Genomic DNA, 14,558 nt, shown 5'->3' with positions numbered 1-14,558 from the left:
ATATTTAATTATTATGTTCGAGCATATTAAAGTTCTTATCATTGACGACGAAATAAGTATCAGAAAACTACTTGAATTCTATCTAAAAAAACATTTTACTGTTATCACCAAAAATAATGGTAAAGAAGCAAAAGACTGGCTTGAGGAAGGTAACCTGCCAACTGTAATTGTGGCTGATTTGAATATGCCTGAAATGGACGGATACGCGCTTATGGAGTACTTGCGTACCAACGATAAATATGACGGAATACCCCTCATGATTTTGTCAGCAAATGAAAGCAGCTCCGATCGGATTCGTTGTTTTAAGGCTGGTGCTGATGATTATGTAATTAAACCCTTCAATCCCGAAGAACTATATTACAGAATCTTCAATAAAATGAAGCGTGTCAATAACATTTAGATTTTAAATTATAGTCTGCCTGCATGAATCGGAAAATCAATTTATTGATAAAAAGAGTCTTTGATGTACTTGTAGCAGGTATATTACTTGTTCTGCTTTCTCCTCTTTTGCTGATTGTTTACCTTTTACTCAAAAAGGAATCAAAAGCACCTGCTATTTATATTTCACAAAGAGTGGGATCGAATTATCATATTTTTGATCTGTATAAGTTCAGAAGTATGGTGCCTGACGCTGATAAACAAATGGATATGCTCAAAGATTTGAATATGTATAGCAGCGATAAGGTGGCGGAAAAAATGAAGCAGAAAATGAGGAAGCAGGATGCAGAAGGAGGCGAAAACCTCAAGGAAAATCAGGATAAAATTATCCTCTATATGGATGACAAGGTGGTGGATGAATCCGACTATCTTATTGAAAAGGCTACCAAAGACGGAGCTGCGTTCAAAAAAATCGGTAACGACCCGCGAATCACCAAACTCGGTGCTTTTATCCGGAATACCAGCATAGACGAGCTACCGCAGCTTTGGAATGTTGTAAAAGGTGATATGTCAATTGTAGGCAACCGGCCTCTGCCGCTTTATGAGGCAGAAAAACTTACAACTGATTTTGCTTCTAAACGTTTTCTCGCACCTGCCGGACTCACAGGTTTATGGCAGGTAACCAAGCGCGGCAAAGGTGATATGACGGAGGAAGAGCGCATAGCACTTGATGTAAAATACGCAGAGGAATTTAGTTTTTGGTTTGATATTAAAATCATGCTTATGACGATTCCCGCTTTGTTACAAAGTGAAAATGTATAGTACAGTTTAAGTCTGAAATCTTACAATCCGGAGCAGTTAAAATGACAAAACGAATCGCCATTGAAGCACAGCGTATTTTCAGGCCCAAAAAACATGGCATGGATATGGTTGCGCTTGAAACTGTGAGGCAGCTGATAGAAATGCAGCCACACGGCTTTGAGTTTTTCGTTTTTGTAAAGCCTGATCGTGATGTTTGTGTGGCTTCGAAGGGTTGCGTGAACATTATTGAACTTCCGGCTACAACCTATCCCTATTGGGAACAGGTTGCCCTGCCCGCTGCTTTAAACAAATACAAGATTGATCTGCTGCATACCACAAGTAATACTGCACCCGTTAGCCCAGCAGTACCTCTGATTATAACCCTCCATGATATCATTTATCTTGAGAAGGGGGGCGTAAAAGGGGCTACCTGGTATCAGAAACTCGGTACACTTTACAGAAAGTGGAATGTTCCCCGTGTTGTACCGAAAGCGAGTGCACTAATCACAGTTTCAGAGTTTGAAAAAAAACGAATCCTTCAGCATTTTGGCCCCGATACAAAGGTCAATGTTGTTTATAACGGCATTTCTGACCGTTTTTTTCAGGAAAGTGATGCAGCAGAAATCCGGCGGGTTAAAGAATTATACAACCTTCCGGACAACTTCGTTTTCTTTCTCGGAAATACGGATCCTAAAAAAAATCTCCCTAACGTACTCAAAGCATCTCTGAGGATATTAAGGGAGGGGCCCGAAAACCTTTACATGGTAATTGCTGATTACGATCTCGTGCGGCTCAAGACCATGCTGAAGGAGCAAAATGCCACCGAACTCGAATCAAGATTTGTGCTGCCCGGCTATATTAAAAATACGGACCTGCCAGCTATTTACACATCTTCCGCGTTGTTTTTGTACCCTTCACTCAGAGAAAGCTTCGGAATACCTATTATCGAAGCTCAGGCTTGCGGTGCTGCTTTAATTACATCGAATACTTCTTCCATGCCGGAAGTTGCCGGGCCAAAAGCATTGCTTGTTGACCCCCGCAATTTTAATGAAATTGCCGATAATGCGATTAGAGTGCTTCGCGATCAGAAGCTGAGGCTTCAGCTCATAGCTGACGGAAAAGAAAATGCAGGCCGCTTTTCATGGAAACAGACAGCCCTTGGTACTTTAGGGCTGTATCGTCAGGTATTGTCGCTATAAGCTATTTTCTACATATACAATTAAGATTAAAATGATTTTCCCTGTTAGTGCCCGCAATGCAATGGTAAGTTCTTTTACCTTGCTATTTCTGATGGGTGCACTTATTGTATTTCTGCAACCGATGCAAACACACGGGCAGGCGCTCAATGTTCGCACGGAAGTTGAACGGGGGGATGATCCCAGACTTGTGGCACGTTTGCAACAGCTTGCTTGGGAAAATCATGAATCCAACAGAGTTGCCGAAGCTCTTGTTGTACGTTCAAGTTATGGGGTGCGTAATGCCAGGCTCGAATGGCTCGATGCCTTCACATTTACCTATAACTTTTATCCCGAACAGCTTCAGGATCAGGGCGGCCCTGATCTTTTTAACCGGGCAGGTATTGCCTTTAATATAAATCTTGGCCGGCTCGCAAGAACTCCGGGACGTATAAGAATGGCAATATCAGAGCGTGATGTGTACCGGTATGAGCTGGAGGTACAACGCAAGCGTATGAATAATGAAATTATTCAGCGCTATTCTTTTTTTCTGCTAAGTGCTGAATTATACCAGCTGTTTCTGGAAGCAGTGGAAAACTCACAAGCAGTTGTAAATCAGGTGCGGGAAAGGTTTGAGATGGGAGATCTGAATATTGAGCAGCTTCAGCGAGGCGAAGAGTATCTTATTCTTGACCGGCAGAGGCTGATTACAGCAAGAACAGACTTTTTTAAAGCAAGGTTTGCTGTTGAAGAACTAATTGGTGTGCCTATAGCATCGGTTTTTGAAGAAGTGTTTGGTGACGATCTGATTGAGAGCAATACGAACGGGCAGGATGGTGCTCAGCCCGGTAATGAGACGGATGGCAGCGAAGAACAACACGATGAAGAGGCTGAGGAATAGAAAATGGATGTAATTCAATTTTTAAGAACGCTTTACCGGTATTTGCCGCTGCTCATATTGTTACCAATTGTAACAGTGCTGATCACGTATGTTTTTGTGCGCAATATGGAAGGGGAGTACCGTGCAAGAGCGGTAATCTCAAGTGGCATTATCGAGAGTCAGAGCGGGCCGGGTACAGATTCACGCATCAACCGGGATCAGATTGCGTTTCGCTATGCAAACTTCATGGAGCTTATAAACTCTCGGCCGGTTATCAGCCTTGTTTCTTTTTCACTGCTGCGGCATGATCTGCGAAACCCCGGGCGCGGTTTCAGGCCGGATTCCGACGAGTTTAACGCCATATCACCGGAAAGAAGAGCCGCCCTGATAGATTCGCTCACTTTCTATATTGAAACCGCAGAGCCGCTCGATCTCACGCAGGGCTATGGGCAAACCGTTTTTGAACTGCTTTCGGCTAAAGGTTACGATCCGGGCACCATCTCTGACCGCAGCAGGATTCAGCGGCTTGGCCAAAGTGATTACATACAAATACTGGTTGAAACAGAAAATCCGCGCCTGTCTGCTTTTATTGCAAATGAACTGGCTGATTTGTTCATCAAATACTACCGGTACAAACAAAATCAGTTGCTCGGTGTTAATATCGATTTCTACCTTGAACAGGTAAGGCTTCGTGAGATTCAGCTCGATGAGCGCTCAAGGCGGCTCCAGAATTTCAAAGTTGCCAATAGTATTACTAACCTGTATGAGCAAACCAAAGCTATTGCCGTTCAGATTTCTGACTTTGAATACCTGCGGCAAATGGAAACCCGAACATTCCGGGGTGCCCAAAGCCTAATCGATAGTCTTGACGTAGTTTTGCGTGATAATTCCGGCCGTGATTTCACGGAAGGAAGACAGGCAGCCCTCAACGCTCAGATAGCAGCAGCCCGCCGGCAGATGTCGGAGCTTAACCGCCGCCGTGTGAATGCTGTAATTCGTGGTGAGACAGGGCTTGCTGAACAGCTTGAACAGGAAGTAAGTGAACTTCGTGACCTTCAGTATGTTTCGGTTGCTAACCTGAATAACCAGGCAATTGCCGACCCCAGAGTAGCAAGGGAACAGCTCATCACACAGCGCATGCTGCTTTCTCTGGATAAAGAGCAGGCCAGAGTTGCCCTCGAAAATATCCAGCTTGAACTCACCCGGCTGGCTAACCTCACCCGGGAGTTTGCCCGGCTCGAGGCCATTCAGGATACTTATGTGCGCGAAATTGACCTCGCTGAGCGCGACTATCTTTCTATGCTCGACCGCCTCAACCAGTTCCGCCTCACCCAGCAGCAAACCCTGAACAGCGGGGCTCAGGTGGAGCAGATTGAGCGTGCCATGCCTCCGCGCAATCCGCTACCGTCGAAAAAAATTCTCATAATTCTGGTAGCAGGTGCCGGAAGCTTTGGGTTTGCCCTTGTGTCTGTATTCATCATTGAGTACTTCGATCTCACAATTAAAACCGCACGGCAGCTGGCTAATGCACTTGAAAAACCTGTTTTCGGCATCATACCGGTACTTGAAGACGACGAACTTGATATACCCGGCATGTTTGCGCAATCAAGCTCAAACCTTACGATAAAGGCAACCTTGTCGCTGGTAAGGCATCTTCGAAGCAATATTCTGCCTTATGCTGAAGGCCGGCGGCTAATTATATCAAGCACGCAGCCTAAAACAGGCAAAACCTTTCTTTCCATTCTGCTCAGTTACGCCCTGGCACAGACAAGCCGTAAAGTTCTGATTGTTGATGCAAATATGCTCAGCAATAAACTTACACAAACCTTCCAGAGTGAGCCTATGTTCGAGCGGTATCTAAGGGGAGAGGTAAATCTTGAACAAGCCATAAGCCCTACTTCGCATGAAAATATATACGTACTCGGTTGTGATATTTCAAACCTGACCATCAATGAAATAGCGCCAAAAGCACAGCTCGAAGTTGCCTTTGAACGCCTAATTGATGGTTTCGACAGTGTTATAATTGATTCAACCATGCTGGTAAAACACAACAATACCCGTGAGCTGCTGCCTTTTGCCGATAGTATCATTCTTTCTTTCGCGGCCGGTGAAGTGGTAAACGGCCTCGACCGCGAGCTTGTGGTTGAACTCAACGATGCGCCTATTTCTTTTGAAGGCTGTATTCTCAATAAAGTTGATCTTAATCAGATTGAAGATGTTTACGGCGAATTAAATAAAAAACGCAGCTATCCGAGGCGTGTGTTCAAACAGATCATTCGTGGCAACATCAAAGGTGCTTTCCGGTTAAATCAGCCCGCTGATAAAATTGACTGAGTTTAAGCCGGCTCTCCGGAAACCTGGTTCAGGCGGTCATCCTTTTAATTTAAGACAGAAACGCTCATGCTCGAATTAATCCTATATGCTTTTCTGGCTGTACAGATTGGTATCTGCTTTTATCTGCTGCTGCCTTTCTTATTTGTTTTAACCTCTTCTCTCATGCCGGTTAGCAGTGAAGATGCCGCGCTTGCTTCAGGCGCTGTTCCTTCTGAAACACCGGGCAGCAGTTCAGGTGAAACAGGCATTGCCTGCGTAATCACGGCTTATAAGGAAAAAGAATTCGCTTTTTTGCTGGTGGATTCCCTGCTAAAGCAGAGCTACAGTAATTATCGTATTTTTCTGGTAGCCGATCGTTGTGAAGCCGAAGAAAATGACCCCTTCAACGATAAACTAAGCATCATTTATCCGGAGAAGCCCCTCGATTCTAAAGTGAGTTCACTTCGGATGGCTATGTCGCAAATTGATGCCGATAAGCTGCCGTACACGCTTGTTTTTGATCCTGATAATCTTGCACATCCTGAATATCTGGCGGAACTTAATGCAGCGCTTCTTAAAGGCTATAAGGCCGTTCAGACCCGCCGGACCGCCAAAAACCTGAACACTAACATGGCCTGTATCGATGCAGCCGGTGAACACTATTACCACATCACCCAGCGGCTTGCGCCTTTCAGGCTGGGTAGTTCGGCTACCATTGCAGGCTCAGGCATGGCCATCGAAACCAGCCTGTACAGCCGCCTGCTCGATGAAACCCAGCAAAGCTTTGCTGAAGGCGAGGTAATTGTAGCTGAGGATAAAATTCTTCAGAATCACCTGGTTATGATGAATTTTATCATTGCCTATGCGCCCAACGCAATTCTTTATGATGAGAAAGTTGTCTCGGCTGCTCAGGTGCAGCGACAGCGCACCCGCTGGATTAATTCCTGGTTCGGATACTTTAAGGAAGCTCTTGCCCTTGCGGTATTCGGGGTGAAGAAACTTTCATCTAACGCCCTGCTCTTCGGCCTAATGATTTCAACTCCCCCGCTATTTCTGCTGCTGCTGGCCGGTGCTTTTCTTGCGTTACTGAGCTGGTTCCTCACTCCTGCCTTTGCACCCTACATGAGCGCTTCCGTAATCGTATTCGGCCTCACCTTTATGCTGTCGCTGTACATGGCACAGGCTGACCGCCGAATCTGGAAAGCCCTGTTTTCGGTACCGCTTTTCATTTCCCGACAGTTGCTGGCCATGCTGAATATTAAGAAAGCCAATACCTCATTTATGGAAACAACGCATGAAAAAAGACTTACTATTGAGGAAGTAATGGCTGATATTGGTGTATTCAAAAGAGTAAAAAGCTGACAGAGGTAGTTTATCATGATTATCAGACCCTTTAAACAAGAAAGCGAACGAGAAGATACTGACGGCAGCAAAACCAATGTGCCGGAAATAGACGCTATTGACAGGCTGCGAATGCTTGCAGCAATAGGGCTGTCGGCGGCCCTTTCGTTAGGATTCTTCTTTAAAGTTGTTTTTTGATTGATGCGTAAGGCATCCGAAATATTTAGTCTTAATCCGGTCAGGCATCAGTTGTTATGCTGCCTGCCTCCGGAAGATCTGTGTTTTGGAGATTTGGTGCTGTGCCGCTTGGTTTTCACCCTAAACCGGGTTGGTAAGCATCATGCCTGATTTTATTCTGGATACCAGAAAAGAAGCCCCGGAACATAAAGACAAGCCTGCCTTTCTCAAATGGTGGCTTTATAAAGTTATTATTCGCGAAAAGCTTCAAAATACGGCGGGTCTGATTTTCTTTTCTCTGGCAGCTGTGTTTATGGGTGTTGTTGCCGGTAAGCTGGGTGTGGTGCCTATGGTTTTAATAGCCGGAGCAGCTATCGGTATTCCTGTAGGGCTTGGGGTTATTTTTAATCTGAAATTCGGGGTTATACTCCTGTATGTGCTTCTCTTTACAGTGCTTGGTGTTACCCGCCTCATTCCGGGAATTCCTTTCGGTATTTCATTTGATGCAATTACTGTAGGCCTGCTTTACGGGCTTATTGTAAAACAGGCAACCGAACGCGACTGGTCTTTTGCATGGCACCCGATCGGTATTTTGGTATTGATCTGGATTCTGTACAACCTTGCGCTCGTAGCCAACCCCTGGGCGCAGTCCCGGCTAGCCTGGGTGTACACGATCCGCAGTATCGCGGCGATAATGATTCTGTACTACATATTGCTCTACACAATCGATTCGATTGCGTTCCTCAAATTACTCATCTATTTGTGGCTTGGGCTTGCATTTGTTGGTGCGCTCTATGGTATTTATCAGGATATTTTCGGCCTCATGGCTTTTGAATGGGCCTGGCTTACAGCAGATCCGGTTCGTTTCAGAAGGTATTATCAGTTCGGGAATGTGAGGGTCTGGTCGTATTTTTCCGGGCCGATGGTGTTTGGGGTGCTGATGTCGCTGAGCGCGGTTGCAACTATTTATATGGCAGGAACTGTGAAACGCCTCGGGCTTAAGATTGCTTTTGTTTTTGCTGCATTTATCATGCTTTACGGCATGATTGTATCAGGAACCAGAGCTGCCTATGTGGTACCGATTATTGCGATTGTAACCTTTGTGATTTTTAAAGGAGATAAGAGAATTTTGGTTGCTTCGGCTGTAGGTGGGTTTCTTTTTATGAGCTTCATCAACATACCTTTCAGTAATGACCGAATCAGGCAGTTCCAGAGTGCCTTTAAACCAGGTGATGATTCGTCTTTTGAAGTGAGGCAAATGAATCAGGCATTCATCAAACCATTTATCCGTTCACACCCGATTGGTGGTGGTTTGGGCAGTACCGGTGTGTGGGGGCAGCGGTTCTCCCCAAACTCCCCCCTTTCACAGTTTCCGCCCGATAGTGGTTATGTTCGTACGGCTGTTGAAGCCGGGTGGGTTGGCCTGCTCATTTTTAATTCCCTTTTATTTTTGATTGGTTATGAGGGCATCAAAAATTACTTTAAGATCAGAGATCCCGATCTTAAAATCATGCAATTGATGCTGATTGCTGTTTTATACGGCTTAATGCTTACCAATTATCCGCAGGAAACCATTGGTTCGCCGCCCATTAATGCTATCTTCTTTCTTTGTGCCGCGGGAGTTACCAATATCCTGAAAATTGATAATAAGCTTGCATTAGACCGGCAGCGCAGGCGTGATCTCGGAGAAGAGGTAGAAGAAGAACCCCATCTGATCGAGCGGCCGTCTTTGTTTGAATTCCTCAATTTGAAAAACCCCAACAGACCCTGAACGGCGAGCCTGTAACAGGCTTAGTTATTAAATAAAATAATGAGCGATTACCCACTTGTATCCATCATTTCCGTGAATTTCAACGGGCTGGCTTATACCCTTCAGATGATTGAATCGGTGAAGCAGGTGAGCTGGCCCAATGTCGAAATCATCGTGGTTGACAATGCCTCGAAGCAGCATCCGGCTGAAATTGAGAGCCGCTTTCCGGAGGTGAAACTCATCCGCAGCTCCGAAAACCTGGGATTTGCCGGCGCCAACAATCTCGGCGTTGCGGCCGCAAAGGGCGAATACTTCATCTTCCTGAACAACGATACCGAAGTTGACCCGGGGTTTATTGGTCCGCTCGTGGCTGAGTTTCAAAAAGATCCGAAGCTTGGTATGGCCTCCCCGAAAATTATCTTTGATGAGGAGGGCCGCCGCCGCATCATTCAGTTTGCAGGCACGCCGGGCATTAATAAGTTTACCATGCGGGAAGGGCACAGCGGCCACGGCGAGGAAGACAACGGACAGCACGATGTGGTGCGCGATACCGAGCTCGTGCACGGTGCCGCCATGATGGTATCGCGGGAAGTAGCCGAAAAAGTAGGCCTCATGCCCGATATCTTCTTTTTGTACTATGAAGAGCATGACTGGTGCGAAATGACCAAACGGCACGGCTACAAGGCAAAATATGTGGGTACTTCCAAAATTTACCACAAAGAGTCGCTTACCGTCGGCAAAAATTCGGTCATCAAATCTTTCTATATGGTGCGCGGCCGCCTGCTCTATATGCGCCGGAACACCAAAGGGCTTGAGTTTCTGTCGAGCCTGCTGTTTTTTATGATTGCTGCTTTCCCTAAGAATACCCTTGTACTGTTGATGCAGCGCGAGTTCCGCCTGCTTAAAGCCTACTGGCAGGGCGTATTCTGGCACCTGGGCCGCCGGCATGTTAAAGAAAATCCGCAGCTGGTAACCGATGCTTCGGGCAACGCCGCGGTGACCAACGTATCGGGTGAGCGCATCCGCAAATTTTAGATTTCTATCCTTATTATTTCTTAGAGATACAGTTCTATGGCACTATACGATATCAAAATTCATGTACAGAACAACTGGCTTCTGCCGATTGTACACAAACACCCCAAGCTTGCCGATCTTTATTATTTCCTGTTTTCAAGTGATTTTTCCCGTGAGCACCAAAAAGTGCTGAAGGGTAAATACATGCACCTGCAGGCCCTGAAGGAAAAGAAGCCGAATGCCTTTCACCTGCGCCGTCAGGTTCACCGCATCGAGAAAGGTCTCATTATGAAAAACCGCCGAAACGTTTTCGCAAGGGATTACATCGGGGATACGGTGAAAAATTACGAAGTGCTTTCAAATCATGTAACAGCAGGCGGGGATATCGATACCGAGCTGCTTAAGTGGGCTTCCAATGTGCTGCAGGCTTATTTTGATGCGGTTGATACAGAACATGCAGAAATTAAACCGGCCTATGAGCAGTTTCTGTCTATTCAGCACAAAATCGACTTCGACCCTAAAAAAGTTGACTATGTGCCTTATAAGCGGGCACAGGGCGTTAAGAGCGGTGTAACGTATGAGCAATTCCTCAAACTTACGCAGCAGCGCCGTTCCGTTCGATATTTTGAGCAAAAAGAAGTTCCCTACGAGCTGATCGAAAAAGCGGTACGGGCGGCAACATATTCGCCTTCGGCCTGTAACCGGCAGCCGTTCGAATTCCGCATTTTCACCGATGAACAGATGAAAAACATGGTCGGCTCCATCCCTATGGGTATCCGCCCGTTTTATGAAAATATCCCCGTAATGATTCTGCTGGTCGGCAAGCTTAGTGCTTACCTCAGCGAACGCGACCGGCACGTGATTTACCTCGATGGCGGCCTTTTTTCCATGAGTTTCGTTCTGGCCCTCGAAACCCTGGGGCTCAGTTCAGTTACCATCAACTGGCCCGATATCGAATACCTGGAGCAAAAAATGGAAAACCTGATCGGTGTTGCCGATGATGAGCGCGTGCTGATGTGCATCGGTGTTGGCTACGCCGATTCTGAAGGCGGGATACCGTTCTCTCAGAAAAAGACCCCGGATCAATTACTAAAACGGAACATCATTCGTGACGCATCCGCCGGCGCCTGACCCGATGCAAAAATGGTTCGACCGGGATCATCTCGGTGAGGACCTGAAGGGGAAGTCCGTAAAAGGAGGCCTGCGAACGGTCGGGGCGCAGCTGTTTTCATTTACCATCAACATCGTAACGACCATTTTTCTGGCCCGGCTGCTCCTGCCGGCTGATTACGGCCTTGTTGCCATGGTGACCTCCTTCACCGGCTTCATCCTCATGTTCAAAGACCTGGGGATGGCGCAGGCCATTATACAGATGGACGGGCTGAATCAGCGCCTGGTGAGCATGGTATTCTGGTTCAATTTCTTTGTTAGTATTCTGCTTGCCGTTGCCATAGTTGCGATGGGGCCGCTGCTGGTTTGGTTCTATGATGAGCCGCTGCTGCTTGGCATCACGTTTTACTACTCGCTCGCGGCCATTTTTGGTGGCCTCTCCACGCAGCATCAGGCGCTGCTCAGCCGGCAGATGAAATTCAAGGAGTTGTCAGAAATTACCATTGCAGCCTCATTTTTCAGCCTTATGCCTGCTCTGTGGATGGCCTACGCCGGCTACGGATACTGGGCCCTCGTTGCCATAAACGTGCTGAACCCCGGCATTGCTGCCGTGCTGCTATGGTTCCGCTGCGACTGGCGCCCAAACTGGACTGGTATTGACCGCTCAATCAAAGATTTTATCGGCTTTGGCGCAGGCATTTCGGGCTTCAACATGATCAACTATTTCTCCCGGAATCTGGATAACATCCTGATTGGCCGGCACATCGGTTCGGATGCGCTTGGCTTGTATGCCAAAGCCTATCAGCTGCTGATGTTGCCCATCACGCAGCTCCGTGATCCGCTTAACGCCGTTGCGACCCCGGCCCTGAGCTCGCTTCATACTCAGCCGGGAAAATACCGCCATTATTACGAGCAGTATCTTTTTCTGCTTGCATTCTTTTCCATGCCGATAGTGGCATTCCTGTTCATCACAGCTGATGACATCATCCTTTTCCTGCTGGGCCCTAACTGGGTTGAGGCCGCCATCATCTTTAAATTGCTGGCCATCACGGCCTTTATTCAGCCGACGGCCAGTACCCGCGGCATGGTGATGATTTCCTGCGGCCTCTCCACACGCTTTTTCTTCTGGGGCCTTTGGAATGCGGTTTTCGTTACCATCGCTTTCGTAGTCGGGATCTATTATGGCGGCCTGAACGGCCTTGTAATTGGCTATGCCATCGTAAATTATGTCATTCTCGTGCCCTCTTTGATGTACTGTTTCAAAGACACACCTGTGAGGGTTATTGATTTTTTCCAAACCATTGCGGCACCTGCTGTAATTTCAATACTTTCAGCAGCCGGCTTGTACTGGCTGGTGTCACTAAACCTCCAGCTTAATCTGTTCGCCGGAATTATGCTGTATGCTGTATTTTACGGCCTGCTGTATTTCGGACTTTGGTTTCCGATGCAGGCGCAGCGAACGCGGATTCTGGGAATTGTTGATCTTGTTAAATCACTGTTAAACAAAAAACTATGAGTAAGCCATCATTTCTGATTGTAGGTGCCAATTTCACAAACAAAGGCGCTGAAGCAATGCTTAAAACCGTGCAGCATCAGATCTTACAGCGCTATGATAATGCTGTAATCTATGCCATTTGCCACGAAAACGAAGCTGAACTTGCCAGCACTCAGGGCATTGTACCCCTGTATGTTGACCGTTCCTCCCTGTCTGTTTTTTTGGGGAAAGTAGCCGGCAAACTGAGGAAAATATTTCGGCTAAAGTCTAAGCCTTACGCCGATTATACCCCGGTTGAAAAGCTCAGCCAAATCAAAAACCTGAAAACGGCAATTGATGCAAGCGGCTTTGCCTACGGCGATAAAGGCGGGTACATTCAGCCGCTTGAGACCATGAAAGTGATGGATTATTGCGAAATGGTTGATGCCCCCTATATTTTTATGCCACAGGCCTGGGGCAGCTTTAAAGACCATCAGGTGGCTGAAAACTGTCGGAAAATGCTCACCCGCACCGATACTTTTTTCGCCCGCGATGAGGTGAGCCGTACCTACCTGGCCAACCTGCTGCTGAAACCTGCCAAAGAGGTTTACCTGCTGCCTGACATTGCTTTCCATTTTCCGATCCCTACCCTCGACGGTAATGAAATTCTGAAAAGCTGCGGTTACGAAAATCCGCTCGACCGGCCGGTGCTGGGCATTTCGCCCAATATGCGCATCTACGAAAAATACCCGGAGCGCGGTCGTGAAAACGAGTACCTGAAGCTGTTGCTCGATGTAATCGAAAGCCTAAAAAACAGCTACCACATCGTACTCATCCCCAACGAAATCCGTCCGGAAGGCTCTGCAGATCGGGACGACGCCTACCTGTGCAAAACACTTTACGACGCTATTTCGGGTCAGGAGAACATCACCCTGATAAGCGGGTATCGCTCAGCAGAAGAAATTAAGGCCGTAATCCGGGAAACTGATCTTTTGATTGCGTCCCGTTTCCACAGCCTTATTTTTGCCCTGAGCCTCGGCATTGCCTGTATGGCCATCAGCTGGAGCCATAAATACCGCGAGCTCTTCGCCCTCTTCGAGCTCGAGCATTTTGTTGTTGAACACAAAGACATGAACGCGCAGTACGTGCTGCAGCTGTTTGGCGAGCTTGAAAGCAGCAAAAATGAAATCGAAGCCAAAATCAATAAAACTCTGCCCGAGCTAAAAGCAAAAAATGCAGGGGTATTTGATTTTTTGTGATGCCCGACTCAATGATCTGCCGGGTTTTCACAACATCTGATGAATGTAGGCCCGGAATCCTGACTGTAGCCAAATATTGAAAGCAGTTCGCAACGCACCTAATTAATTCAAAGAAATCGGATATGACGGATTACAATGTTTCCTATCTGGACCGGTACACCCGGCTGGAAAAAGATTTAAAAGTAAAGATGAACTACAAACCTCTGCCTGCCGGCAAGGTTCACCCTTTCGAACAGGTTTATCTTTCCAACATATTTGAGCAGCTGGTACTGTGGGATGATTTTTATACGTATAACTGGTACGTAATTAGCGCGTCAAAGCCGTATGCGTATACATTCGGAGGACAGGATATTGTGATTTATTTGTCTAATGAAAATCATCTGATACCTGCTGAAATTTGTGAGGCAAAAGCTGTCTTTACTCCCTACCTGCCGGATAATGCTCCTGAAAACTGCTTTGCGATTCCCTTGGGGTACAACGGCTCATTAATTGAACAGGCCATTGTTTCCATTGAAGACAGACCTGTTGACGTTTTCTTCTCCGGTAATGTACACAGGCGTCGTTTGGTTTTCGCAGCAGGGGTAAAATTTTATGAGCTGTGGACCCGCCTTTTTTTAAGAAATAAGGTGAAAACTAATTTTAAACTTGTGCGGCGATTTACCGGCGACCTTAGCCCAGATGAATATTCAAAAAGCCTGATGGATGCCAAAATTGCTCTTGTGCCCGAAGGGCATCAGTCAAATAATACCTACCGTTTTTTTGAAGCATGCAAGTACGGGAATATTGTACTGACGGCACCGCTTTATAATTACTGGTTTTACGCTGATTTTCCCGGTCTGAAAAGCGTAAACTGGCTCACTTTGCCATTCAGGGTCGGAAAGCTTTT

The 14,558-nt window shown here is 46.7% G+C and carries 12 protein-coding genes and 1 pseudogene; all 13 read left to right on the top strand.

Annotated features, from left to right (window positions below):
* Positions 1 to 13 precede the first annotated feature (13 nt).
* The gene (locus tag LAT75_RS04910; protein ID WP_291481515.1) at positions 14 to 400 is read left to right on the top strand and encodes a response regulator transcription factor; all 387 of its coding nucleotides are present in this window, start codon (positions 14 to 16) and stop codon (positions 398 to 400) included.
* Positions 401 to 423: 23 nt separating this feature from the next.
* A complete protein-coding gene (locus LAT75_RS04905) occupies positions 424 to 1,200 on the top strand; it encodes a sugar transferase (protein ID WP_291481514.1) in 777 nt (258 codons plus the stop codon).
* A gap of 41 nt (positions 1,201 to 1,241) precedes the next feature.
* Positions 1,242 to 2,378, top strand: a complete 1,137-nt coding sequence (locus LAT75_RS04900; RefSeq protein ID WP_291481513.1) for a glycosyltransferase family 1 protein — start codon at positions 1,242 to 1,244, stop codon at positions 2,376 to 2,378.
* 31 nt (positions 2,379 to 2,409) lie between these two features.
* On the top strand, positions 2,410 to 3,255 hold the full coding sequence (locus tag LAT75_RS04895; RefSeq protein WP_291481512.1) for a TolC family protein: 846 nt from the start codon (positions 2,410 to 2,412) through the stop codon (positions 3,253 to 3,255).
* Positions 3,256 to 3,330: 75 nt separating this feature from the next.
* Positions 3,331 to 5,568, top strand: coding sequence for an AAA family ATPase (locus tag LAT75_RS04890; protein ID WP_291481511.1), 2,238 nt, complete (start codon positions 3,331 to 3,333; stop codon positions 5,566 to 5,568).
* Between the two features lie 66 nt (positions 5,569 to 5,634).
* On the top strand, positions 5,635 to 6,909 hold the full coding sequence (locus LAT75_RS04885; protein ID WP_291481510.1) for a glycosyltransferase: 1,275 nt from the start codon (positions 5,635 to 5,637) through the stop codon (positions 6,907 to 6,909).
* 15 nt (positions 6,910 to 6,924) lie between these two features.
* Positions 6,925 to 7,086, top strand: a complete 162-nt coding sequence (locus LAT75_RS04880) for a hypothetical protein (protein ID WP_291481509.1) — start codon at positions 6,925 to 6,927, stop codon at positions 7,084 to 7,086.
* 142 nt (positions 7,087 to 7,228) lie between these two features.
* Complete coding sequence (locus LAT75_RS04875; RefSeq protein ID WP_291481508.1) at positions 7,229 to 8,836, top strand: O-antigen ligase family protein; 1,608 nt, start codon at positions 7,229 to 7,231, stop codon at positions 8,834 to 8,836.
* A 39-nt stretch (positions 8,837 to 8,875) separates the two neighbouring features.
* The gene (locus LAT75_RS04870; RefSeq protein ID WP_291481507.1) at positions 8,876 to 9,850 is read left to right on the top strand and encodes a glycosyltransferase family 2 protein; all 975 of its coding nucleotides are present in this window, start codon (positions 8,876 to 8,878) and stop codon (positions 9,848 to 9,850) included.
* Between the two features lie 36 nt (positions 9,851 to 9,886).
* A complete protein-coding gene (locus tag LAT75_RS04865) occupies positions 9,887 to 10,960 on the top strand; it encodes a nitroreductase family protein (RefSeq protein ID WP_291481506.1) in 1,074 nt (357 codons plus the stop codon).
* Complete coding sequence (locus tag LAT75_RS04860) at positions 10,938 to 12,455, top strand: lipopolysaccharide biosynthesis protein (RefSeq protein WP_291481505.1); 1,518 nt, start codon at positions 10,938 to 10,940, stop codon at positions 12,453 to 12,455. The genes LAT75_RS04865 and LAT75_RS04860 overlap by 23 nt, the downstream gene beginning before the upstream one ends.
* Positions 12,452 to 13,672 (top strand): polysaccharide pyruvyl transferase family protein, encoded by a 1,221-nt coding sequence (locus LAT75_RS04855; protein ID WP_291481504.1) that lies wholly within the window; start codon positions 12,452 to 12,454, stop codon positions 13,670 to 13,672. The genes LAT75_RS04860 and LAT75_RS04855 overlap by 4 nt, the downstream gene beginning before the upstream one ends.
* A 188-nt stretch (positions 13,673 to 13,860) precedes the next feature.
* A pseudogene (locus LAT75_RS04850) lies at positions 13,861 to 14,558 on the top strand (hypothetical protein); the annotation flags it as partial.

It is taken from the genome of Cyclonatronum sp., from assembly GCF_022565315.1.
In the GTDB taxonomy this organism is placed as follows: domain Bacteria; phylum Bacteroidota; class Rhodothermia; order Balneolales; family Cyclonatronaceae; genus Cyclonatronum.
This window is presented reverse-complemented; position numbering and strand designations above follow the sequence as displayed.